We start from the raw sequence: 21,136 nt of genomic DNA on the forward strand, positions 1-21,136 counted from the left end.
AACGGCGCCATGCGGGACGGCCGGGTCAGGGCAAGGGGCGCCCCGAGAGGAGGGATCACGCGGGGGCTGTGCCGGCCCCGTGCAAGGATTGGAGTTCTGCGACGAGCGCCTGGATGTCGGCCGTGATGTCGCCGGACGAGGACGCGAGATGGCGCTCGAGCTCGCTTGCCAGATTGTGCGTCGGCAGATCGTCCACCACGGCAGCCGCACCGGAAATGCGATGTGCCGCCCGACGTGCCTGCTCGATGTTTCGATGCACGATGCCCTCGTTCAGCATCTCGAGATCGGTTTTCATGGCCTGTCGATAGACCACGTGCACGTCCACCGTCCGCGCGAGGCCGTGCGCTTCCGGCGCGGCGCTGGCGCCAGAGTCGCCGTGGCCGCACCAGAGTTCGATCAGTTCGCGCAACGCGGCCAGGCGCAACGGCTTGCCGAGAACGCCGTCCATGCCGCTGTCGAAGCAGCGCGTGCGATGCGCATCGTCGGCCGCGGCCGAGATGGCGACGATCGGCGTGCGTTCGGTGCCGCGCTGGCGTTCGATCTCGCGCATGCGCTGCGCGACGGTGTAGCCGTCGATGCCCGGCAGGTTGCAGTCGAGCAGCACCATGTCAAACGCTGCTGAGGCGAACTGCTCGAGCGCCGCTTCGCCGGTGCCCGCGATGGCCGACCGGCAAGCGAGCGCGCTGAGTTGATGCTGGATCGCGTGTTGCACCGCCTCGTGATCGTCGACGACCAGGACGAGCGGCCCCTCGTTCGAATCCCGCGACAGCGGCTTGTGCACCCGAACCGGTGACACCGCCTGTGCCGCAGATGCGGGCGATTCGTCGGCGCCTGACTGCGGTGCCGGCTGCGCATGTGGTTCGCGCGTGGGCAACATGACGGTGAACACCGTGCCGATCTCCGGGCTGCTGCTGACCGTGATCACGCCTTTCATCAGGTCGACCAGTTCACGGCAGATCGACAAGCCCAGCCCACTCCCGCTGGCACCGCGATGGCCCGGGCTTTCCACACGCGCGTAAGGCTCGAAGATATGCCGCTGACGTTCCGGAGGAATGCCCATGCCAGTGTCGCGCACCTCGAGCACCAGCGTGCCCGTACCGCGCCGCCTGCCGGGCAGGTGGTCGACGCGCAGAACCACCTTGCCGGCCGCCGTGAACTTGATCGCGTTGACCAACAGGTTCAGAACGATCTGCCGAATGCGCATCGGGTCGATGTCCACGCTGAAATCTGGCGCGCACGCCACATCGAGGGACAACGCCAGGTTCTTCTCATCCGAGCGCCACCGCACCATATCGACGGTCTGCTGCGCCCACGGCCCGATCCGGGTCGGTTCGGGCGCGAGCGTCACGCTGTGCGATTCCAGGCGCGAGTATTCGAGAACATCGTCGAGCAGCGCCAGGAGGGTTTCCGATGCCGAGACCGCCGCATCGGCCCGGCTGGCCTGCTGACCTGTCAGGTGCGATCGCTGCAGCAGCTCGAGCGAGGCCAGGATAGTGTGCATCGGCGTGCGTATCTCGTGGCTGATGAAGGCGAGGAACATCGCCTTGTCGCGCTCACTGCGCACGGCCGCCGCGCGCGCACGCCACAGCACGTACGCCAGCACCGCAAAGGCGAGCACCACCACGCCAACGAGGGCAACCTGCCGCCCGCGGTAATGGAGGATCGATGCCAGCGACGGGGCGCCGTAGTCCGTGGTTTCGAGCCACCGGTAGCGGATGGCGTCAGCCTCGGGTGCCGGAATGGCGGTGAGCGATTTCTCGACGATGGATGCCAGTACCGGGTTGTCCTGACGCGTTGCCATCGTCAACGCATACGGCCGGTACCAAATGGTGCCCGAGAGGAACAGCCGGCCTTTGAACTGGCGGTGCAACTGCGGAAGGATCGACACGTCAGTGCCCAGCGCTGCGTCCGCCTCGTCATCGGCAACGGCCTGCAGCGCTTGGGCTTCATTCTGGAACGTCAGCAACGTCACCGGAACGCCGCTGTGACGAATCGCGTATTCCAGGCCGCCGCCGCCCCTGATCGCCAGCCGCTTGCCCTTCAGCTGGCGAATGTCTGCAAACAGGTTCTCGCTCTCAGCCGTGACGATCGCGATCGTGCCGACGTAGTACGGCGTGCTGGCAATAAAGCCGGAGCTGTGATGCGTCCGGTCGTCGCTTCTGCCCCAATCGGGCACCAGGTCGATCTCGCCGGACGTCAGCGCTTCGCGCGCTCCTCTCCGGCAGGCGCCATCCACGTATTCGAACCGCAAGCCGCTGATGCTGGAGACTTCGTCGAGAAACGATGGGACGATACCGGCCACTTTCCCGCCGGTGACAAATTCGAATGGGCGCCAATCCGAGTTGACGCAGGTGCGTATCACCGGATGCGCGGCGATCCACGCGCGCTCTTCCGGCGTGAACGGGGAAGGTGCAGCCGCGTGGCTGCCGCCGGACGTCCAACACAGCCACACGCCCACGATCAGTGCGCGCACCGTCGCCGCCACCTTGCTCACATCGTCCCCTGTCGCCATATCGGAATCACCTGCTCGGCGCGTCGCGTTCGCCCTGTTGCCCACCATGCCAGTGCACAAGCTTAATTCAGTCCCGTGCCGGCGGCCTGGAAAGTTGATCAAAGGGTCAGAGGGCGTGGCCGGCGAAGGGGCGTCTTGTTGGCACAGAGAAAGAGAAGAGAAAGCCCGCGATGCTATCGCCGTCGCGGCTGCAGTCCTGGCATGCACTGCATGCCGGTCCGGCGCCGGACCGATACAGAATCGACAAAATTGACGTGGTTCTGTACCTGTCGGCCAGGCAACGGCCGGTGCTAGCCTGCAAGCTCCTATTTGCCACTTGCCCATTCCCGCCATGCCCACACTCACCAACCTGCTTACCTTTGCCCTGGTCGCGCTCGGCATGGTACTCACGCCCGGCCCGAACATGATCTACCTGATCTCGCGTTCGATCTGCCAGGGGCGCAATGCGGGGCTGGTCTCGCTGGCGGGCATCGCCACGGGCTTCGTGTTCTACATGTTGTGCGCGGCGTTCGGCATCACGGCGCTGCTGATGGCCGTGCCGTTTGCGTACGATGCGCTGCGCTTTGGCGGCGCCATCTATCTGTTGTATCTGGCGTGGCAGGCGCTGCGCCCCGGCGGCCGCGCGCCGTTCCAGGTGCGAGACCTGCCCGTGGACAGCCCGCGCAAGCTGTACACGATGGGGTTGCTGACGAGCCTGCTCAACCCGAAGGTGGCAGTGCTGTATCTGTCGCTGCTGCCGCAGTTCATCGAGCCCTCGCACGGCAGCGTGCTCGTGCAGTCGGTGTGCCTGGGTATCACCCAGATCTGCGTGAGCGTGACGGTCAATTCCATGATCGCCGCCACGGCCGGCAGCATTGCCGCGTTTCTCTCGCGCAAGCCGAGCTGGCTGTCGATCCAGCGTTACCTGATGGGCTCGGTGCTGACGAGCCTGGCGTTGCGCATGGCGATGGAAGCCCGCAAGTAGCACGCTGGGGATTCTGTAAACGACTGCGGGGCGATCCGGCAGCTTGCCGGATCGCCCCACTGTGTTTGGCGTACCGCGCTCAGAACTCTTCCACGGCCGGCGTCAGCGCCCCAGGCTCGCGGACACGTCTTCAGCGGCGGCGCATGTAAAACGTGAAGACCCTGTCGTGTTCGCTATGCTGGAGCAGTTCGTTGCCGGTCTGCTTGGCAAACGCCTGGAAATCACGCGTCGCCCCCGGATCGGTAGCGAGAATCTTCAGCACCTCGCCGCTCTGCATGTCGGCAAGCGCCTTCTTCGTGCGCAGGATAGGCAGCGGGCAGTTCAGGCCGCGTGCATCAACTTCCTTCTGGAACTCCATGGCTTCCTCTGTGGTGCGGGTGGGCGGCATCGTGCCACCCACGTCAATCATTCGGCTATTGTAGCGAGCCGCGTCGGCTGCCACCGGCGCGGCGGCGGCTCGGCGGGCTCGCCGGTGCGGATGTCGATGTAGCTGACGGGCAGGCCGCGCGCCGTCAGGAAATCGGCCACCGCATAGCCCGTGCCGGCCGTCCACGGGCGCACCTTCTCGAACGGCTTCAGGCGGTATTCGACAAGCTCTTCCGACAGTGCGATCTCGCCATCGGCAACCACGTGGTACGCGATGATCAGCTCGTTCTTGCGGATGAACTCGTACACACCGATCAGCGAGATTGACTGCGCGTCCAGGTTCGTCTCTTCCTTCAACTCGCGCGCAATGCCCTGTTCCGGCGTTTCGCCATGCTCCATGAACCCGGTGACGAGCGCGAACATGCCCTCCGGCCACTGCGCGTTGCGCGCGAGGAACATCTGTCCGCGATACTCGACCACCGCCGCCAGCACCGGAAGCGGGTTGTTCCAGTGGACGAAACCGCAGGCCGGCGCGGGGCACGCAAGGCGCAGGCGGCCGGCCGTATGCTGCTCGACGAGCGGCGTGGCGCATTGCGGGCAGAAGCGGTAGTCGAAGCTCATGGCGGTGAGATGCTGAACTGGCGATTCAGGCGGCTTGCTCGCACGCTGTGCGAATGTCGGCGGCAAAGGCTTCGACGGTTTCGGGCCGCACGTCCCACGAGCACATCAGGCGGCAACCGCCCGCACCGATGAACGTGTAGAACTTCCAGCCGCGTGCGCGCAGCGCTTCGATGGCGGGCAAGGGAAGCTCCGCAAACACGGCATTCGATTCGGTGGGGAACATGATGCGCACCCCTGGCACATTGGCGATGCGTGCATGCAGCAACTGCGCCATCGCGTTGGCATGACGCGCGTTGCGCAGCCAGACGTCGTTCTCCAGCAAGCCGAGCCACGGTGCGGAGATGAAGCGCATCTTCGAAGCCAGCTGCCCGGCCTGCTTGACCCGATACGCAAAGTCTTCAGCGAGGCGCCGATCGAAGAAGACGACGGCTTCGCCCACCGGCAGCCCGTTCTTCGTGCCGCCGAAACACAGCACGTCCACGCCGGCGCGCCAGGTAATCTCCGACGGATGCACGCCAAGCGACGCCACGGCATTCGCAAAGCGCGCGCCGTCCATGTGCACGCGCAGCTGCCGGCGCTTGGCAATGGCGGCAATCGCACGCACCTCTTCCACCGTGTAGACGGTGCCGACTTCCGTCGATTGCGTGAGCGAAACGACCTTCGGCTTCGGGTAGTGGATATCGGAGCGGCGCGTGACCAGCGCTTCCACCGCATCGGGCGTGAGCTTGCCGTTCTCGCCCTTGGCGGTCAGCAGCTTGGAGCCGTTGGAGAAGAATTCCGGGCCGCCGCACTCATCGGTTTCGATATGCGCCAGCTCGTGGCAGATCACGGAGTGGTACGAATGGCACAGCGATGACAGCGCCAGCGAGTTCGCCGCCGTGCCGTTGAAGACGAAGAAGACTTCACAGTCGGTCTCGAACAGGTCGCGAATGCGGTCGCACACGCGCTGCGTCCAGGAGTCATCGCCATACGCGGGCTCGTGGCCGCTGCCGTTGGCTTCCAGGAAGTACTTCAGCGATTCGGGGCAGAACCCCGCGTAGTTGTCGGAGGCGAAATGCTGGGTGGGCTGCATGGCGGCCGTCATGAGGTGGGGCGCGTTCCTTCGTTACTTCTGTTCAGACCAGAGCACACCGCCCGTGGCCCAGTTCTCTCGCTTGACGTCGTTGATGATGATGTCGACTGCGGCTGGTGCGCAGCCCAGCGTTTCGCACGTCACGCGCGTCACTTCCTCGACGAGTTTTTTCTTCTGCTCAACGGTGCGGCCTTCAAACATCTCGATATGGAAAGTCGGCATGGGGTCTCCGGTCATCAGTCTCGGTAGGAAGCGTCGATTTTATCCAGTTTGCGCAGCAGCGCCGGCCACTCCATCACGCCTTCGATGGCGCCGCCATCTTCGAGTTGTCCGGCAGCGCGATCGGCGACTTCCGGTGCGGGGAAGACCACCTCGCCGGCCGTGAGGGCCTGAATCTGGATCTCGCACGCCTTGATGAGCGTGGCCATCAGCACGTGCGCCTCGGCCACTGTGCGCCCGATGGTAAGTGTGCCGTGGTTGCGCAGCAGCATGGCGAACTGCGTGCCGAGCGAGGCCGTCAGCCGCGCGCCCTCTTCCGGCGTAAAGGCCAGGCCTTCGTAGTCGTGGTACGCGATGCGCCTGTGGAAGCGCAGCGCGTGCTGCGACAGCGGCAGCAGCCCATGCTTCTGCGCCGACACGGCAATGCCCGCCGTGTTGTGCAGATGGATCACGCAGTGTGCATCGGGCCGTGCGGCGTGCACGGCGGCATGCAGCGCAAAGCCCGTCACGTTCACGGATGGCCGCGTGGCCGCATCGGGCCAATCGCCGACGAGCTGGCCCGCACGGCTGATCTTGACGAGGTTGGACGCGGTGATTTCATCAAACGCCAGGCCGAACGCGTTGATGAGGAAGTGGTCCGGCTCACCCGGCACGGTGGCCGACAGGTGGGTATAGATCAGGTCGTCCCAGCCGTTGAGCGCGGCCAGTCGATAAGCGGCGGCAAGATCGACACGCACGGCGCGCTCGGCCTCGCTGATCTCGCCCCCGGGCACGACAGCGCCGGGGCGCAGGGCAAAAGACATGGGGCTCCTCCGATGGAGGGGCCATTCTAGAACGTGTGCGCCGAACGAGCACCATGCGTGTCGCAACGTGCGCTACAGGCTGCCGATCATCCACGTATGGGCGAGACGCGCTTGACGGCGAGGAACGTTGCCCCACCCACCAGCAGCGAGACCGCCGCCACGGCCAGCGACGTATGGAACCCGCCGGTGGCCGCAAACAGGCGATTTGCCAGCGGCGGCCCGACGATCTGGCCGATGCCGTAAGCCGCCGTCATCAGCCCCATCAGCCGGGGCGCCGCGTGCGGCCACAGGCGGCGCGCCTCGCGCATGGCAAACAGCGTGATCGCCGTGAACGGCAGGCCGAGCAGCGTGCTGGACAGTGCGAGCCCCGCCACCGTCGGCCAGACGATGCTGATGGTCACGGCCACCGCCTGCATGGCATAGGCGCTAGCGAGCAGCGAGCGGTTGTCGCGCGCCAGGCTGATCCGCGTGGAAAGGAACGCGCCGAGCGCCACGCCGGCGCCGAACATCGGCCAGAACAGGTCGGGCCACACCGACCCGGCCGGCAGCACCTTGCGCGCGATCACCGGCAGGAAGGTGGCGGTGATGATGTAGCCGAAACCGGCCAGGCCGTAGGCGAGCGTGACGGCCGCGGTGGGCGCGTCGAGCCCCGGCGACGCGTCCGACGGTGCCGATGGGGGGGCAGCCGCCGCACGTGCTTGTGGCCGGATGGTCGGCCACACCGCCGCCGACAGCAGCGCCGACAGCACGCCGAACGCCATCCAGGCCCAGGTGGCGTGCCAGCCCAGCGCGACCATGCCGCTGGCCATCAGGCCCGGAATGGCAATGCCCAGCCCCGGCCCGCAGAAGATGATGCCGCCCAATGCCGCATGGCCCAGTTCGGTCAGCCGATGCAGGCACCAGCCTGCGGTGAACACGAACACCAGCGCGCTCGCCATGCCGGCTGCAAAGCGCAGCATGAACCACGCCGGCTGGCCTTGCAGCACGCCCATCCCCGCCGTCAGCAGAATCGTTGCCATCAGCCCAATGCGGATCAGCCGTGCCGCATCGCCGCGCACCGCCATGCAGGCCAACGCGCCGATGAAATAGCCGAGATAGTTGCCCGTGGCAAGCCAGCTGCCCTGCGCCAGCGTGACGCTGCCGTCGTGCAGCAGCATCGGCAGGATCGGCGTGAAGGCGAACCGGCCGATGCCCATGGCAACGGACAGTGCCACCATGCCCGCAATGGCGACACGCCAGGCAGACACCCGCGCATCGTGCGCGGCGGACAAGGCAGATGAGGACGGCAGCGTGTGCTCCATGGGGACGCCCGGACGAGGAAATCGGCACGTCATCGTACGCAAGCCAGTCCATCCTGAAAAATGAATTATATTGAACAAACCCATTAGCATTTGAGATACATCATGGACCTGGCCTCGCTCGAGATTTTTCGCACGGTGGTACGCGAAGGCGGTGTGACGCGGGCGGCGCAGCATCTGAACCGCGTGCAGTCGAACGTAACCACGCGCATCCGCCAGCTGGAGACGTCGCTCGGGGTGCAACTGTTCGTGCGCGAGGGCAAGCGCATGGTGCTCACGCCCGCCGGCCAGACGCTGCTGACCTACGCCGACGACATCCTGCGGCTGGCCGCCGAGGCACGGCAGGCCGTGCAGCCGCGCGAACCGCACGGCCGCCTGCGCATCGCCTCAATGGAAAGCACCGCAGCCAGCCGCCTGCCCGCATTGTTGGCCACGTTGCACCAGCGCTGGCCGCGCGTGCAGCTGGAGCTGGTGACGATGACGACGCGCCAGTCCCTCCAGGCGCTCTCCAACTTCGAGGTGGACTGCGCATTCGTGGCGGAAACCGCATGCATGGCGAACACGCGCGCCGCAATGACCACGCTGCCCGCCTTTGCCGAAGAGCTCGTGCTGATCGCGCATCGCGCGCATCCGCCCATCCGCCGCGCCACCGACGTACAAACCCCTGCCCTGCTCGCCTTCGAGCCCGGCTGCGCGTATCGGCAATTGATCGAAGACTGGTTTGCAGCAGACGGCGTGGTGCCCGCACGCGTGCTCGAACTCGGCTCGTACCACGCCATCATCGCGTGCGCGGCAGCGGGGATCGGCGTGGCGCTTGTGCCGCGCTCGGTGCTGGAGCTGTACACGAACGCGCCGGAGATCAGCGTGCACGCGCTGCGCAAACCGGGCCGCGTCGACACCGTGCTTGCCTGGCACCGCGACATGGCCGGGCCCGCCCTGCAGGCGCTCGTGCAGGTGCTGCGCGAGCCGCACGCCGCGGCCGTCGAGCCCGCCACGCAGGCCATCGCTGCCTAAACTGAACTGGACGATGCGCTGAGTCCCACACCGACCGTGCCGCCGGTCCAGCGCAGTCGAGCGCGGCAATGACGACGGAGGCGCCATGCGACCGTCAATGCGGATTCGGCAGTGGACGGCCCGGCTGGCCGTAATGGCCGCTGCCGCCTGGAGCGGCCTTGCCATGGCGGCCGCGCCGGTGGTGGTGCTGCCGCTGACCGGCGCCATCGGCCCGGCCAGCGCGGCGTACGTCATTCACGGCCTGCAGCAGGCGCGTGCACAAGGCGCACAACTCGTGGTGCTGCAAATGGATACGCCGGGCGGGCTCGATGCATCGATGCGGCAGATCATCCAGGCGATCCTCGCCTCGCCGGTGCCGGTGGCGGGCTATGTGGCGCCCGGTGGGGCGCGGGCGGCCAGTGCGGGCACATACATCCTCTATGCCTGCCATGTCGCGGCGATGGCGCCTGCCACCAATCTCGGGGCCGCATCGCCAGTGGCCATCGGCATCGGCGGACATGCGCCCAGCCCCGGCGATGCCGCGAAGCCGTCCAGCGCGCCGTCTGCCGCTGCGGGCAACGAAGACACCCTTGCCCGCAAGCAGATGCACGATGCCGCCGCGTACATCCGCGGGCTGGCACAGCTGCGCGGCCGCAACGCCGACTGGGCGGAACGTGCCGTGCGCGAAGCCGTGAGCCTGGACGCGCCCGAGGCGGCCAGCCAGCACGTCATCGACCTCATCGGCAGCGACATACCCGACCTGCTCAGGCAGGTGGACGGCCGCGCGCTGCACACATCGGCGGGCCTCGTGACCCTGCATACCGCCGGCGCGCAGACCGTCACGCTGGAGCCCGACTGGCGCAACCGGTTTCTCGGCGTCATCACCGACCCGAGCCTCGCGCTGTTGCTGCTGACGGTGGGCGTGTACGCGCTGATCTTTGAATTCTCGACGCCGGGCATGGTGGTGCCGGGCATTCTCGGCGCGGTGTGCATCGTGGTGGCGCTGTACGGCTTGCAGATGCTGCCGATCAGCTATGCGGGACTGGCGCTGATTGCGCTCGGGCTCGGCTGCATGGTGGCCGAGGCGTTCCTGCCGACGTTCGGCGCGCTCGGCGTGGGCGGCATCGTTGCGTTCGTGCTCGGCGCCGTCATGTTGATCGACACGCAGACGCCCGGCTTTGGCGTGCCGCTGCCGTTGATCGTGTCGACGGCGCTGGTGAGCCTGGCGGTGATCCTGTTGCTCTCCAGCATGGCGATGCGCGCGCGGCGGCAGCCGAGCGTGGCTGGTGGCGACACGCTCATCGGCATGACCGGCGAATTGCTGGAACTGGACCCGACCGACCCCGACGACCCCGCCGCCGGCTGGGCACAGGTGCGCGGCGAACGCTGGCGCGTGCATTGCGATGGGCCCGTGGCGCGCGGCGACCGCATCCGCGTGACGGCGCGGCACGGCCTGACCCTCGACGTGGTGCCGGCGTCATCCTAAGGAGACGAACATGATCTACGGATTCTTCAGCGCGGGCGGCCTGATCTTTCTGGTCGTGCTGCTGGTGATCTCGTCGTTCCGGGTGCTGCGCGAATACGAGCGCGGCGTGGTGTTCATGCTCGGCCGGTTCTGGCGCGTGAAGGGGCCGGGGCTGGTGCTGATCATCCCGGCGGTGCAGCAGATGGTGCGCGTGGACTTGCGCACCGTGGTGATGGACGTGCCGCCGCAGGATGTGATCTCGCACGACAACGTGTCGGTCAAGGTCAACGCGGTGGTGTACTTCCGCGTGGTCGACCCCGAGCGCGCGATCATCCAGGTGGCGAACTTCCTGGAGGCCACGAGCCAGCTTGCGCAGACCACGCTGCGGGCGATTCTCGGCAAGCACGAGCTGGACGAGATGCTCGCAGAGCGCGAGAAGCTCAACCTTGACATCCAGAAGGTGCTCGATATCCAGACCGATCCGTGGGGCATCAAGATTGCCAACGTCGAGATCAAGCATGTGGATCTGAATGAATCGATGATCCGGGCGATTGCACGGCAGGCCGAGGCGGAGCGTGAACGGCGCGCGAAGGTCATTCACGCGGAAGGCGAGCTGCAGGCGTCCGAGAAATTGCTGGAGGCGGCGCGGATGCTGGCGCAGCAGCCTGAGGCGATCCAGCTGCGGTATCTGCAGACGTTGACGCAGATTGCCGGGGACAAGACGTCGACGATTGTGTTTCCGTTGCCGATGGATGTGTTGGGGGCGGTGAGGAAGGGGTAGGGCTTGGAGAAATCTCTCCCTCACAGGTCGATCTTCATGCCTAGCTTGAACACCCGCGGCGCGCCCATCGAGAGGCGGTTGTTGCCGGCGCCTGCCCAGTAGCGCTTGCCGGTGAGGTTGTCGACGTTGAATTGCAGCGTGGTGCGCTTGCCCGAAATGCGCGTGACGTATCGCACGCCGGCCGAAAAGAGCGTGGTGCCGCCAAGCTCGGCCTGGTTGGCGTCGTTCACGGGACGTGGCCCGAGGTAGTACGCGCCGGCGTTGAGCGACACCGAGCGCAGCATCGGCAGCGTGTACTCGGCGAACAGGCTGGCGGTGCTGCGCGGCGTGTTCTCGGGCGTCTTGCCGTCGAGGCCGTTGCCGACGCCGCGGAACGTGGCGTCGGTCCAGCCGGCGGACGCCAGCAACGAGAGGTCGTTCGTCACGCGGCCCTGCGCGGTCAGTTCGACGCCGCGGATGCGCTCGCGGCCGTCCTGCACGAAGACGTTGGCATCGTTCGTGTACGCGGCGGCGCGATCGATGTCATACACGGCGGCCGCAAGCTGCGTGCCGGTTGGCGTTTCGTAGCGCACGCCAACTTCCTTCTGTTCGCTCAAGGCCGGCGGCATGGCCACGTTGGCGTTGACGGCCGTGTTGGGCGCGCGCTGGCCCGCCTCCAGACCTTGCGCGTACGACGCATAGGCCGACAGCGTGGGCGTGAACCTGTAGATGATCGCGCCCAGCGGCGTGGTCTTGCTGGCCTCGTAGCGGTTTGGCACCTGCTCGCTGGTGTAGCGCGTGTACCGCAGGCCGGCGATCACCTGCCAGTGCTGCGAAAGCGTCATGCGGTCCATCGCGTAGATGCCCGTGTCGACGGCACGCTGTTCGGCCGTGAACCCGGTGCCGGTGGTCGGCAGCCAGCCGAGGTCGATCGGGTTGTACAGGTTCTGCGCACCGGAGAACCGGTCGGAGTACACCGCCGCCTGCCGCATGTCCGATCGCGCCACGCCGAAGGTCAGGTCGTGCGTGATCCAGCCCGTCTTCTCGGTGCCGTTGATGTCGGCACGCACATGGCTCGTGTTCCAGCGGCCGTTCTGACGTTGTCCGCTCACCGTGCCCGCGCCCGTCGCCGGATTGCTCAGGCGGAATTCCGAAAACGCCCGCGAGCGCGCCGTCTCCGACATGCCGCCCTCCACCGTCAGCAGCCACGCATCGCTGAGTGCGTAGTCGGCCCGCAGCAGCGCGTTGGTGTTGTTGCCGTCAAAGTCGGCCCAACCCGGAGCGATGCGCCTGGTCGGGTCCGGCATGGCCGGTAGCGTGATGACGCCATTGCGTGCTGCGGGCAGCGTCACCACGGATTGCTCGGTGATGGCCTTGCGCGAATATTCGACGTCGGCCTTCAGGCTCAGGCGGCTGTTGACCTTCCAGTCGAACGCCATGGCCGCCAGCTGCCGCGTCCCGTCGATGCCGCTGGTGGGCGATTGCAGCGAACCACCTGCGGCGTTGAAGCGGATGCCGTATTGGTTGTCTTCACCAAAGCGGCGGCCCACGTCGACGGTGCCGATGGCCGTGCCGTTGCTGTCGAACTGCACGCCCAGCGTGGTGACGGGCGTGTTGCCCGCGCGCTTGGTCACCAGGTTCACGACGCCGCCCGGCGTGGTGTAGCCGTAATACAGCGCCGACACACCCTTGAGCACCTCCACGCGCTCCTTGTCCTCGAGCGGGATGGCGGTCAGCGCGGGAATCGGCATGGAACCGTTGAAGCGGAAGTTGGTGCGGTTCTCCATCGTCACGCCCCGGATGGCGAGGTTGTCGAACGTCTCGCCGGAAAGCTGCTGGCGCGTGACGCCTGCCGTATTGCGCAGCGCGTCGTACAGCGACGTGTCTTGCTGCGCGTCGAGCGCCTCCCGCGTGACGACGTTGACGGTGGCCGGGATGTCACGCAATGCCATGCCGCGGAATGCACCCACCTCTGCCGTGCTGGCTGCAAAGCCGCGCTGGCTGCGCGCGGTCACTGTGGTTTCGTCCAGGTCGATCTTTGCCTGGGTGGCAGGGTGGGTTTCGTCGGCGTGGGCCAACGTGGACGCGGCAAGAGGCATGGCGGCGAGCGCGCAGGACAACGCGCGGGCCGTGAGACGACGGGTCATCGCGGACACAGGATTCGAGCAGGATTGACGGAACCGGACGCCCCGGGAACGGCGGCGGAGGACAAAAAAACGCGCCGCAACAGCAAGTGCGGCGCGTCGTCCGTCGGCTGGCAGGTCAGCACCCGCTGGCTCGCCCGGCAACAGCGATGGCCAGCGATCAGGCCAGATGCCCGCTGCCGCCCATCAATTGAGAATGATTATCATTATACGTTTTGAAATCCCGTGTAAGCAACCATCAATTCGAAGGCACCCCCTGCTTCCACTGCGGCCAGCGCTGCACGATATCGTCGAGCAACGGCTTGGCCGCGTTGACGAGGTTGTGCGTGGCCGGCACGAAGCCGCCCTGCTGCGCGTAGTTGATCAAGCCGTCGGAGGCGCTCTGGCCGTCGTACGGACGGTCAAAGTCCGAGCCCGCACGCAGCAGCGCCACGCGGCTGAAGTCGATCTTGCCGGCACGGGCGCCACGTGTAAGGACTTCGAGCGTGGCGTTGTCTTCCTGTGCGGTGGTGCAGTAAGTGCCCTTGTTGTCGGTCATGGTCTTCACCCAGTCACGCGCGCGTTGGCCCAGGTTGCGGCCGGCCCACCAGGTATCGGCGGAAGCCACATCGCACTGGATGACGCCGGGCGGCTGGTTGGCCGGGGCATACGCGAAGTTCTTGCGGAAGGCGATGGCCTCGGGGCTGTCTTCCAGCGTGGCCGATTTCGACAGCGTGTACGCCTTCTGCAGCAGCGTCTCGTTGAGCTGGAACACCTCGGTGCGGTAGTCCATCGGCGGCTTCTGACCGGGGCCCTTGGTGCCGATGCCGAAGTAGCCATACGGCCAGGCGGCCGGCATCTCGCGCGCATCGATCTCATGCGAGAGGCCGTAGTCCACCGCATAGCGCGCCCACGCCACAGACCCGACCGTGCCCTGGGCAGGATCGATGCCGGCAATGCCGGCAATCACGAAGTACGTGTGCGTCAGGTCCAGTTTGCTGCGATAGAGCAGCGCCGAGAGCGTCGCCGCCGCATTGGCGTAGCCCATCCCCGTGGTGATCTGGCAGATGCCGTCGTAGTTGCACAGCATGTTCGGCGCGTCGGGCGACAGGCCGGAGATGTAGACCTTCTCCTTCAGGTCATAACGGTCGATGAAGGGTTGCGCTTCTCCCTGGAACATGTTGATGACGATGACCTTCACGCCGTCGTACGCACAGCTGTTCAAGGTCAGTGCTGCCGCGCCTGCGGCGAGCAACGTGGCGAGGGATCGCATTGGCGTTTTGCGTGGGGAATCGATCATGGCGAGGGCACTCCGTGTTTCCACACGCTCCAGCGCGTGACGATCTCATTGACCAGCGGGCCGCCCGCCAGGTACAGGTTGTTGAGCGACGGCACAAACCCGCCCGAGTTGCTGTTGACCAGCGAGTCGTACGGCGTCTGCCCCGGATATGGCCGATCGAAGTTCGATGCGGTGCGCAGCACGGCCACGCGCTGCAGGTCGAGCAGGCCCGCCTTCGCGCCGCGCGTGAGCGCTTCAAACGTGGCGTTGTCTTCCTGCTGCGTGGTGCAGTACGTGCCCTGCCCGTCCGTCAGCAGCTTGACCCAGGCGGCCTCGCGCTCGCCGAGCCTGGCGCCGTGCCAGTACGTATTGCCGGCAGCGGTGTCGCATTGCACGACCGAAGGCGGCTGGTTGGCCGGTGCGCTCGGGTAGTTGGCCCGGTACGCACGCGCCGTTGCGTTGTCGTCCAGCACCACGCCCCGCGAGAGCGCCAGCGCCTTCTGCAGCAGCGCCTCGTTGACGCGAAAGACCTCGGTCTTGTAGTCCAGCGGCGGCTTCTGCCCCGGGCCCTGCGTGTTGATGCCGATGAAGCCATTCGGCCAGTTGCCGGGAATCTCACGCGCGTCGATCTCCCAGGCGAGATCGCTGTCGACGAGGAAGCGCGCCCATGCGGCCGATCCCAATGTGCCCTGCGACGGGTCGATGCCGGCAATGCCCGCCACCAGGAAATACGTGCGCTGCAAGTCGAACTTGCCGCTGTAGATCAGCGCCGACACCGATGACGCCGCATTCGCCTTGCCCATGCCGGTGGTGAGCTGGCACACGTCGTTGGCGTTGCAATGCACGTTCGGGTAGTCGATCGACAGACCGGGCACCGGCACCTCCTGCGTGAGGCCCAGCTTGTCGATCCACGGCTGCGCCTCGGGCGCGAACATGCTGATGATCAGCACCTTGAGCTTGCGTGCGTGCGACTCGGGCGCGAGCTGCGCCACGGGCTGCGTCGACGCGCCGATGCCGGCCGCCACCAACGCGCCGGCAGCGATGGTCTTGAGCAATCGTTTGCCAAGCCGCCCGACTAATCGCTGCGGTCGCTGCGGCGGCTGGGCGTCGACCTTGTCAGATAGAGCGCTCATGGTTCTCCTCGGATTTGGGGATGGGGATACGACGTGCACTGCGGGGAACAGCGCCGGCGACCGATGCAAGTTGCCTGCCAGGCGAACGGACCGGTCACGCTTCCCCGGTATAGGCGATGGCGCAGCCACCCTCCAGCCTGCCCCAAACGTGGGCTTGTCCTGCGGGCCCGGACAAGCGGCCATACCCGTGCATGGCGCACGGAATCCGTCCCCAAAACAAAACGGCGCGCGCCCCGTCGGTCGGGAACGCGCGCCGTTCAGCGCATCACGTTGAAAGCGTTACATCACACTTTCTGCTGCACCCACGCAGCCACGCCGGCCAGCGCCTGCGGCAGCTTCTCGGGCTCGGTACCACCAGCCTGCGCCATGTCGGGGCGGCCGCCGCCCTTGCCGCCGACCTGCTGGGCGACAAAGTTGACCAACTCGCCGGCCTTGACCTTGGCGGTGGCGTCGGCCGTCACACCGGCGATCAGCGCGACCTTGCCGTCGCTCACGCTGCCCAGCACGATGGCCGCGCTCTGCAGCTTGTCCTTGAGCTTGTCCATGGTCTCGCGCAGCGTCTTGGCATCGGCGCCGTCGAGCTTCGCGGCCAGCACCTTGATGCCCGCCACGTCCACGGCCTGGCTGACGAGCTCATCGCCCTGGCTTGCGGCGAGCTTGGACTTCAGCCGCTCGAGTTCCTTTTCCAGCGACTTCACCTGGTCCTGCACCTGCACGATGCGTTGTGTCAGTTCCGCCGGCTGGGCGCGCAGCGCAGCCGCGGCTTCGTTGACGCGGTCGTCCAGCGTCTGCAGGTAGTGCAGCACGTTGTCGCCGGTGATGGCTTCCACGCGGCGGATGCCCGCTGCCACGCCCGACTCGCTCACGATCTTGAACAGGCCGATGTCGCCGGTGCGCGCCACGTGGGTGCCGCCGCACAGTTCCTTCGACGAGCCGATCGACAGCACACGCACCTCGTCGCCGTACTTCTCGCCGAACAGCGCCATGGCGCCGCTCTTGACCGCGTCGTCAAAGCCCATCATCTGGGCGGCGGTGGGCGCGTTGGCGAAGATCTCGGCATTGACGCGCGCTTCCACCTCGCGGATCTGCAGCGGCGTCATCGGTGCGTTGTGCGAGAAGTCGAAGCGCGTCTTGTCGGCATCGACCAGCGAGCCCTTCTGCTGCACGTGCGGGCCCAGCACTTCGCGCAGGGCCTTGTGCATCAGGTGGGTCGCGGAGTGGTTGCGCATGGTGCGCGCACGGCGCACGGCGTCCACTTCGGCCGCGACCGCATCGCCAACCTTCAGCACGCCGGTGCGCAGCGTGCCGTGGTGGCCGAACACGTCCGGCAGCACCTTCTGCGTGTCGGCCACGTCAAACCAGACGGTGGCAGCCTTGAGCGTGCCCTGGTCGCCAACCTGGCCGCCCGACTCGGCGTAGAACGGGGTGTGGTCCAGCACCACCACGCCGGTCTGGCCCGGCTGCATGGCATCGACCGACGCGCCGTCGACGAACAGCGCCGTCACGCGGGCTGTCTCGCTCACGAGCTGCTCGTAGCCGTGGAACGTGGTCTTGTCGCCGGTGTAGTCGAGCGTGCCGGCGGCCATCTTGAACTTGCCGGCCGCACGCGCCTGCTCGCGCTGGCGGTTCATGGCGGCATCAAAGGCGGCTTCGTCGACGATGACGTCGTTCTCGCGGCAGACGTCCTGCGTGAGGTCCAGCGGGAAACCGTAGGTGTCGTGCAGCTTGAAGGCGAGTTCGCCGTCGAGCATCTTGCCGCCAGACGTCTTCAATTCGCCCAGCGCGGCGTCGAGGATCGACATGCCGTGCTCGATGGTTTCGAAGAAGCGCGTTTCTTCGGTGCGCAGCACTTCGACCACGCGGTCGCGCGCGTCGCGCAGCTCCGGATACGCCTCGCCCATCTGCGCCACGAGGTCGTCCACCAGCTTGTGGAAGAACGGCGTGCGGCAGCCGAGCTTGTAGCCGTGGCGGATGGCGCGCCGGATGATCCGGCGCAGCACGTAGCCGCGGCCTTCGTTGCCCGGGATCACGCCGTCGACGATCAGGAACGAGCACGCGCGGATGTGGTCGGCAATCACGCGCAGCGAGTTGTTGGCCAGGTCCTTGGTGTTCGTCTCACGTGCGGCAGCGGCGATGAGCGCCTGGAACAGGTCGATCTCGTAGTTGCTGTGCACGTGCTGCAGGATGGCGGCCAGGCGCTCCAGGCCCATGCCGGTATCCACGCACGGGGCGGGCAGCGGCGTGAGCGTGTATTCGCCGGTGGCCGGATCGAGCTGGCGATCGAACTGCATGAACACGTTGTTCCAGATCTCGATGTAGCGGTCGCCGTCGGCTTCCGGGCTTCCCGGGGGGCCGCCCCACACGTCCGGGCCGTGGTCGTAGAAGATTTCCGAGCACGGACCGCATGGGCCGGTTTCGGCCATCTGCCAGAAGTTGTCGGAGGCATACGGCGCGCCCTTGTTGTCGCCGATGCGCACGACACGCTCGGGCGGCAGGCCGATGACCTTGGTCCAGATGTCGTAGGCCTCGTCGTCGGTCTGGTAGACGGTGGCCCACAGCTTCTCGGCCGGCAGCTTGTATTCCTGCGTCAGCAGCTCCCACGCCCACACGAGTGCGTCGCGCTTGAAGTAGTCGCCAAACGACCAGTTCCCGAGCATTTCGAAGAACGTGTGGTGGCGCGCCGTGTAGCCGACGTTTTCCAGGTCGTTGTGCTTGCCGCCGGCGCGCAGGCAGCGCTGCACGGAGGCCGCGCGCACGTACGGGCGCTTGTCGGTGCCGAGGAAGACGTCCTTGAACTGCACCATGCCGGAGTTGGTGAACAGCAGCGTCGGGTCGTTGCCCGGCACCAGCGGCGAGGAACGCACCACGGTGTGGCCCTTGCCCTCAAAGAAGGTCAGGAATTTTTGGCGGATATCGGAGGCTTTCATGTCGCGGGGTGCCGGAGTCAGCATTGCGCCCGGGGCGAGGCCCGGAAGCGCTGTTGGATCAGTGCAAACCGTTGATTATACGGGGTTCACGCCACTTTTACGTCCATTGGTCGCAGGGGGCTGGGGTGACGTGGAAGGCTGGTGTACAGTCCATGCGTTCCAATTGTGTCGATTCGTCAATCCATGGGTGCTCTGAGCCATCTCCGTGTTCTTGACCTGACCCGCGTGCTGGCCGGCCCCTGGTGCGCGCAAAACCTCGCCGATTTCGGCGCCGACGTCATCAAGGTGGAGCGCCCCGGGGCCGGCGACGACACCCGCACCTGGGGACCGCCCTGGCTCAAGGACGAGGCCGGCCGCGACACCGCCGAAGCCGCCTACTACCTGGCTGCCAACCGCAACAAGCGCTCGATCACCGTCGACATCAGCACGCCGGAGGGGCAGGACATCGTCCGCAAGCTCGCGGCGCACGCCGATGTGGTGCTGGAGAACTACAAGGTCGGCCAGCTCCGTAAATACGGGCTGGACTACGAATCCCTCAAGGCCGTCAAGCCGGACCTCATCTACTGCTCGATCACCGGCTTCGGCCAGACCGGCCCCTACGCCGCGCGCGCCGGCTACGACTTCATCGTGCAAGGCATGGGCGGTTTCATGAGCCTGACCGGCGAGCGCGACGACCTGCCCGGCGGCGGCCCGCAGAAGGCCGGCGTTGCCATTTCCGACCTGATGACCGGGATGTATGCCACCGTGGCCGTGCTGGCCGCACTCGCGCATCGGGACCGCACCGGCGAGGGCCAGTACATCGACATGGCGCTGCTCGACGTGCAGGTCGCCATGCTGGCCAACATGAACACCAATTACCTGGCGAGCGGGCAGGCGCCCAAGCGCTGGGGCAATGCACATCCGAACATCGTGCCTTACCAGACCTTCCAGACGGCCGACGGCTGGATCATCGTGGCGGTTGGCAACGACGGCCAGTTCCGCCGCTTCGTGGAAGCCGGCGGCATGGCCGAACTGGCGGATGACCCGCGCTTTGCCACCAACCCGCAGCGCGTCGCCAACCGCGACGCGCTGGTGCCGATCCTGGCGGAGATGGTCAAGCGTTTCGGCAAGACGGCGTGGATCGGCAAGCTCGAAGCCGCCGGCGTGCCGTGCGGACCGATCAACAACCTCGACGAGGTCTTCGACAATGAACAGGTGCAGGCGCGCGGCCTGCGTGTCGATCTGCCCCACCCGAGCGCCGGCACCGTCAAGCTGGTCGGCAGCCCCGTCAAGATGAGCGCGACGCCGCCGAAGGCCGCAAGCCATCCGCCGCTGCTGGGCGAACACACCGATGCCGTGCTGCGCGACGTGCTCGATCTGAGCGCCGAGCAGATCGCGTCGCTCCGAGACCGCGGCGTGATCTAGCTGCTTCATCGCCAAACCGTTTCCCCACCCTCACGAGGTCAACATGTGGTCCGATGCGTTGCTGGCTTATCTGCATTACATCTCGATCTTCACGCTGATCGTCTTCATCACCGCCGAAGCGGTGGTGCTGCGGCCCGGCATGACGCCGGAAATCCGCAATCGCCTCGCGCGCTATGACGCGGTGTACGGTGCCGCTGCGATAGCCGTGCTGGTGACCGGCCTGCTGCGCGTGTTCTACGGCGCCAAGGGGTACGCGTTCTACGTCCATAACCCTGTGTTCCACATCAAGGTGGGTCTGTTCATCCTGGTGGGGCTACTGTCCATCATGCCGACCGTGACCATCCTGCGCTGGAAGAAGCAAGCCAAGACGCTGCCCGATTTCGTGCCCACGCCGGCCGAGATTGCCAAGACGCGCCGCTGGGTCATGATCGAATCGCACCTCATCGTGTTCATCCCGCTGGCGGCGGTGCTGATGGCGCGCGGCATCGGCATCTAGATCGCGCGGGCTGAGCTCGAACGTTGTACGGCCCCCAATCCAACGCTAGGGACAAACCCTGAACCGTTTGCGGGCGCACCGCGCCAGTGCGTCGATGCGCCCGCTGCCCCTACTGCAAGGTGCTTGAAAGCCGGTCTGCTTAGCGTGCAAACTTGGTCGCCAACAAGGCGGCCCGCCACTCCAGGCGCAGCGCGCCCATACGAGGAGACCACTCTTGCAGAACGATCCACAAGATCGTCCGGTGATCCGCAGTCACCAGGACTTTGCATCGGGCATCATGTTCATCGTCGCTGGCGCGGCGTTCGCCATCCTGGCGCGCAGCTACCGCATGGGCACCGCGAGCAGCATGGGACCCGGCTATTTCCCCTTCTGGCTTGGCATCGTGCTCGTGGCGCTGGGCGTTGTGGTGCTGCTGCAGTCGCTGTCGCGCAAGGGCGTGGCCGACCGCATCCCGCGCTGGGATATCAAGACGCTGCTGTGGATCCTTGGCTCGGTGGTCCTGTTCGGGCTGCTGCTGCAGCCGCTTGGGCTGGTGCTTTCGCTGGTGGTGCTGGTGCTGGTCTCGAGCATGGCAAGCCATGAATTCTCTTGGAAGGGCGCCGTCGGTACGGCCATCGTCATGGTGCTGATGAGCCTGGCGGCATTCGTGTATGGGCTCAAGCTGCAGTTCCCGGTGTGGCCCGCCTTCATCGGCAATTGAG

The 21,136-nt window shown here is 66.4% G+C and carries 18 protein-coding genes; 7 read left to right on the top strand and 11 right to left on the bottom strand.

What is annotated here, in order from left to right; translation table 11 throughout:
* Positions 1–55 precede the first annotated feature (55 nt).
* Positions 56–2,512, bottom strand: coding sequence for an ATP-binding protein (locus tag A6M56_RS23805; RefSeq protein ID WP_180964249.1), 2,457 nt, complete (start codon positions 2,510–2,512; stop codon positions 56–58).
* A gap of 331 nt (positions 2,513–2,843) precedes the next feature.
* On the opposite strand from A6M56_RS23805, the gene A6M56_RS23810 reads away from it, so the two are divergent.
* Complete coding sequence (locus A6M56_RS23810; protein WP_062739410.1) at positions 2,844–3,476, top strand: LysE family translocator; 633 nt, start codon at positions 2,844–2,846, stop codon at positions 3,474–3,476.
* A gap of 130 nt (positions 3,477–3,606) precedes the next feature.
* Here the strand turns inward: A6M56_RS23810 and A6M56_RS23815 are convergent, their stop codons facing one another.
* The 6 genes from A6M56_RS23815 to A6M56_RS23840 all read right to left on the bottom strand — a co-directional run bounded on the left by A6M56_RS23815 (position 3,607) and on the right by A6M56_RS23840 (position 7,858).
* Positions 3,607–3,834 carry a sulfurtransferase TusA family protein gene (locus A6M56_RS23815; RefSeq protein ID WP_102080219.1) on the bottom strand — a complete coding sequence of 76 codons (228 nt, stop codon included), beginning with the start codon at positions 3,832–3,834 and terminating at the stop codon, positions 3,607–3,609.
* 47 nt (positions 3,835–3,881) lie between these two features.
* Positions 3,882–4,463 carry an NUDIX hydrolase gene (locus A6M56_RS23820; RefSeq protein ID WP_102079475.1) on the bottom strand — a complete coding sequence of 194 codons (582 nt, stop codon included), beginning with the start codon at positions 4,461–4,463 and terminating at the stop codon, positions 3,882–3,884.
* Between the two features lie 25 nt (positions 4,464–4,488).
* Positions 4,489–5,535, bottom strand: a complete 1,047-nt coding sequence (locus A6M56_RS23825; RefSeq protein WP_102080218.1) for a threonine aldolase family protein — start codon at positions 5,533–5,535, stop codon at positions 4,489–4,491.
* 33 nt (positions 5,536–5,568) lie between these two features.
* Positions 5,569–5,757 (bottom strand): 4-oxalocrotonate tautomerase, encoded by a 189-nt coding sequence (locus tag A6M56_RS23830; protein ID WP_045786320.1) that lies wholly within the window; start codon positions 5,755–5,757, stop codon positions 5,569–5,571.
* Between the two features lie 14 nt (positions 5,758–5,771).
* Positions 5,772–6,557, bottom strand: coding sequence for a class II aldolase/adducin family protein (locus A6M56_RS23835; protein WP_045786319.1), 786 nt, complete (start codon positions 6,555–6,557; stop codon positions 5,772–5,774).
* 86 nt (positions 6,558–6,643) lie between these two features.
* Positions 6,644–7,858, bottom strand: a complete 1,215-nt coding sequence (locus A6M56_RS23840) for a YbfB/YjiJ family MFS transporter (RefSeq protein WP_102079474.1) — start codon at positions 7,856–7,858, stop codon at positions 6,644–6,646.
* A 102-nt stretch (positions 7,859–7,960) separates the two neighbouring features.
* Here A6M56_RS23840 and A6M56_RS23845 point away from each other — a divergent pair, with 102 nt between their 5' ends.
* The 3 genes from A6M56_RS23845 to A6M56_RS23855 all read left to right on the top strand — a co-directional run bounded on the left by A6M56_RS23845 (position 7,961) and on the right by A6M56_RS23855 (position 11,094).
* Entirely contained in the window at positions 7,961–8,869 is a 909-nt protein-coding gene (locus tag A6M56_RS23845) for a LysR family transcriptional regulator (RefSeq protein WP_045786317.1), read from the top strand.
* A gap of 85 nt (positions 8,870–8,954) precedes the next feature.
* Positions 8,955–10,334, top strand: a complete 1,380-nt coding sequence (locus tag A6M56_RS23850) for an NfeD family protein (RefSeq protein ID WP_286758472.1) — start codon at positions 8,955–8,957, stop codon at positions 10,332–10,334.
* 10 nt (positions 10,335–10,344) lie between these two features.
* Positions 10,345–11,094, top strand: coding sequence for a slipin family protein (locus tag A6M56_RS23855; RefSeq protein ID WP_045786315.1), 750 nt, complete (start codon positions 10,345–10,347; stop codon positions 11,092–11,094).
* Between the two features lie 20 nt (positions 11,095–11,114).
* Here A6M56_RS23855 and A6M56_RS23860 read toward each other — a convergent pair whose 3' ends face one another.
* From A6M56_RS23860 to alaS, 4 genes are all read right to left on the bottom strand, one after another.
* Positions 11,115–13,220 (bottom strand): TonB-dependent siderophore receptor, encoded by a 2,106-nt coding sequence (locus A6M56_RS23860; protein WP_102080936.1) that lies wholly within the window; start codon positions 13,218–13,220, stop codon positions 11,115–11,117.
* Positions 13,221–13,455: 235 nt separating this feature from the next.
* Entirely contained in the window at positions 13,456–14,496 is a 1,041-nt protein-coding gene (locus A6M56_RS23865) for a purine-nucleoside phosphorylase (RefSeq protein WP_102080935.1), read from the bottom strand.
* Positions 14,493–15,608, bottom strand: a complete 1,116-nt coding sequence (locus tag A6M56_RS23870; protein ID WP_102080934.1) for a purine-nucleoside phosphorylase — start codon at positions 15,606–15,608, stop codon at positions 14,493–14,495. Before A6M56_RS23870 ends, A6M56_RS23865 begins: the two co-directional genes overlap by 4 nt.
* A 284-nt stretch (positions 15,609–15,892) precedes the next feature.
* Complete coding sequence (gene alaS / locus A6M56_RS23875) at positions 15,893–18,535, bottom strand: alanine--tRNA ligase (protein WP_045786311.1); 2,643 nt, start codon at positions 18,533–18,535, stop codon at positions 15,893–15,895.
* 183 nt (positions 18,536–18,718) lie between these two features.
* Here alaS and A6M56_RS23880 point away from each other — a divergent pair, with 183 nt between their 5' ends.
* From A6M56_RS23880 to A6M56_RS23890, 3 genes are all read left to right on the top strand, one after another.
* Complete coding sequence (locus A6M56_RS23880) at positions 18,719–19,939, top strand: CaiB/BaiF CoA transferase family protein (RefSeq protein ID WP_102080933.1); 1,221 nt, start codon at positions 18,719–18,721, stop codon at positions 19,937–19,939.
* Positions 19,940–19,982: 43 nt separating this feature from the next.
* Positions 19,983–20,435: a DUF2214 family protein gene (locus A6M56_RS23885; RefSeq protein ID WP_102080932.1), complete on the top strand. Its 453-nt coding sequence runs from the start codon at positions 19,983–19,985 to the stop codon at positions 20,433–20,435.
* Positions 20,436–20,712: 277 nt separating this feature from the next.
* Positions 20,713–21,135: a tripartite tricarboxylate transporter TctB family protein gene (locus A6M56_RS23890; RefSeq protein ID WP_233902540.1), complete on the top strand. Its 423-nt coding sequence runs from the start codon at positions 20,713–20,715 to the stop codon at positions 21,133–21,135.
* Position 21,136 lies beyond the last annotated feature (1 nt).

Source organism: Ralstonia sp. RL, from assembly GCF_001683835.1.
GTDB lineage: Bacteria > Pseudomonadota > Gammaproteobacteria > Burkholderiales > Burkholderiaceae > Ralstonia > Ralstonia mannitolilytica.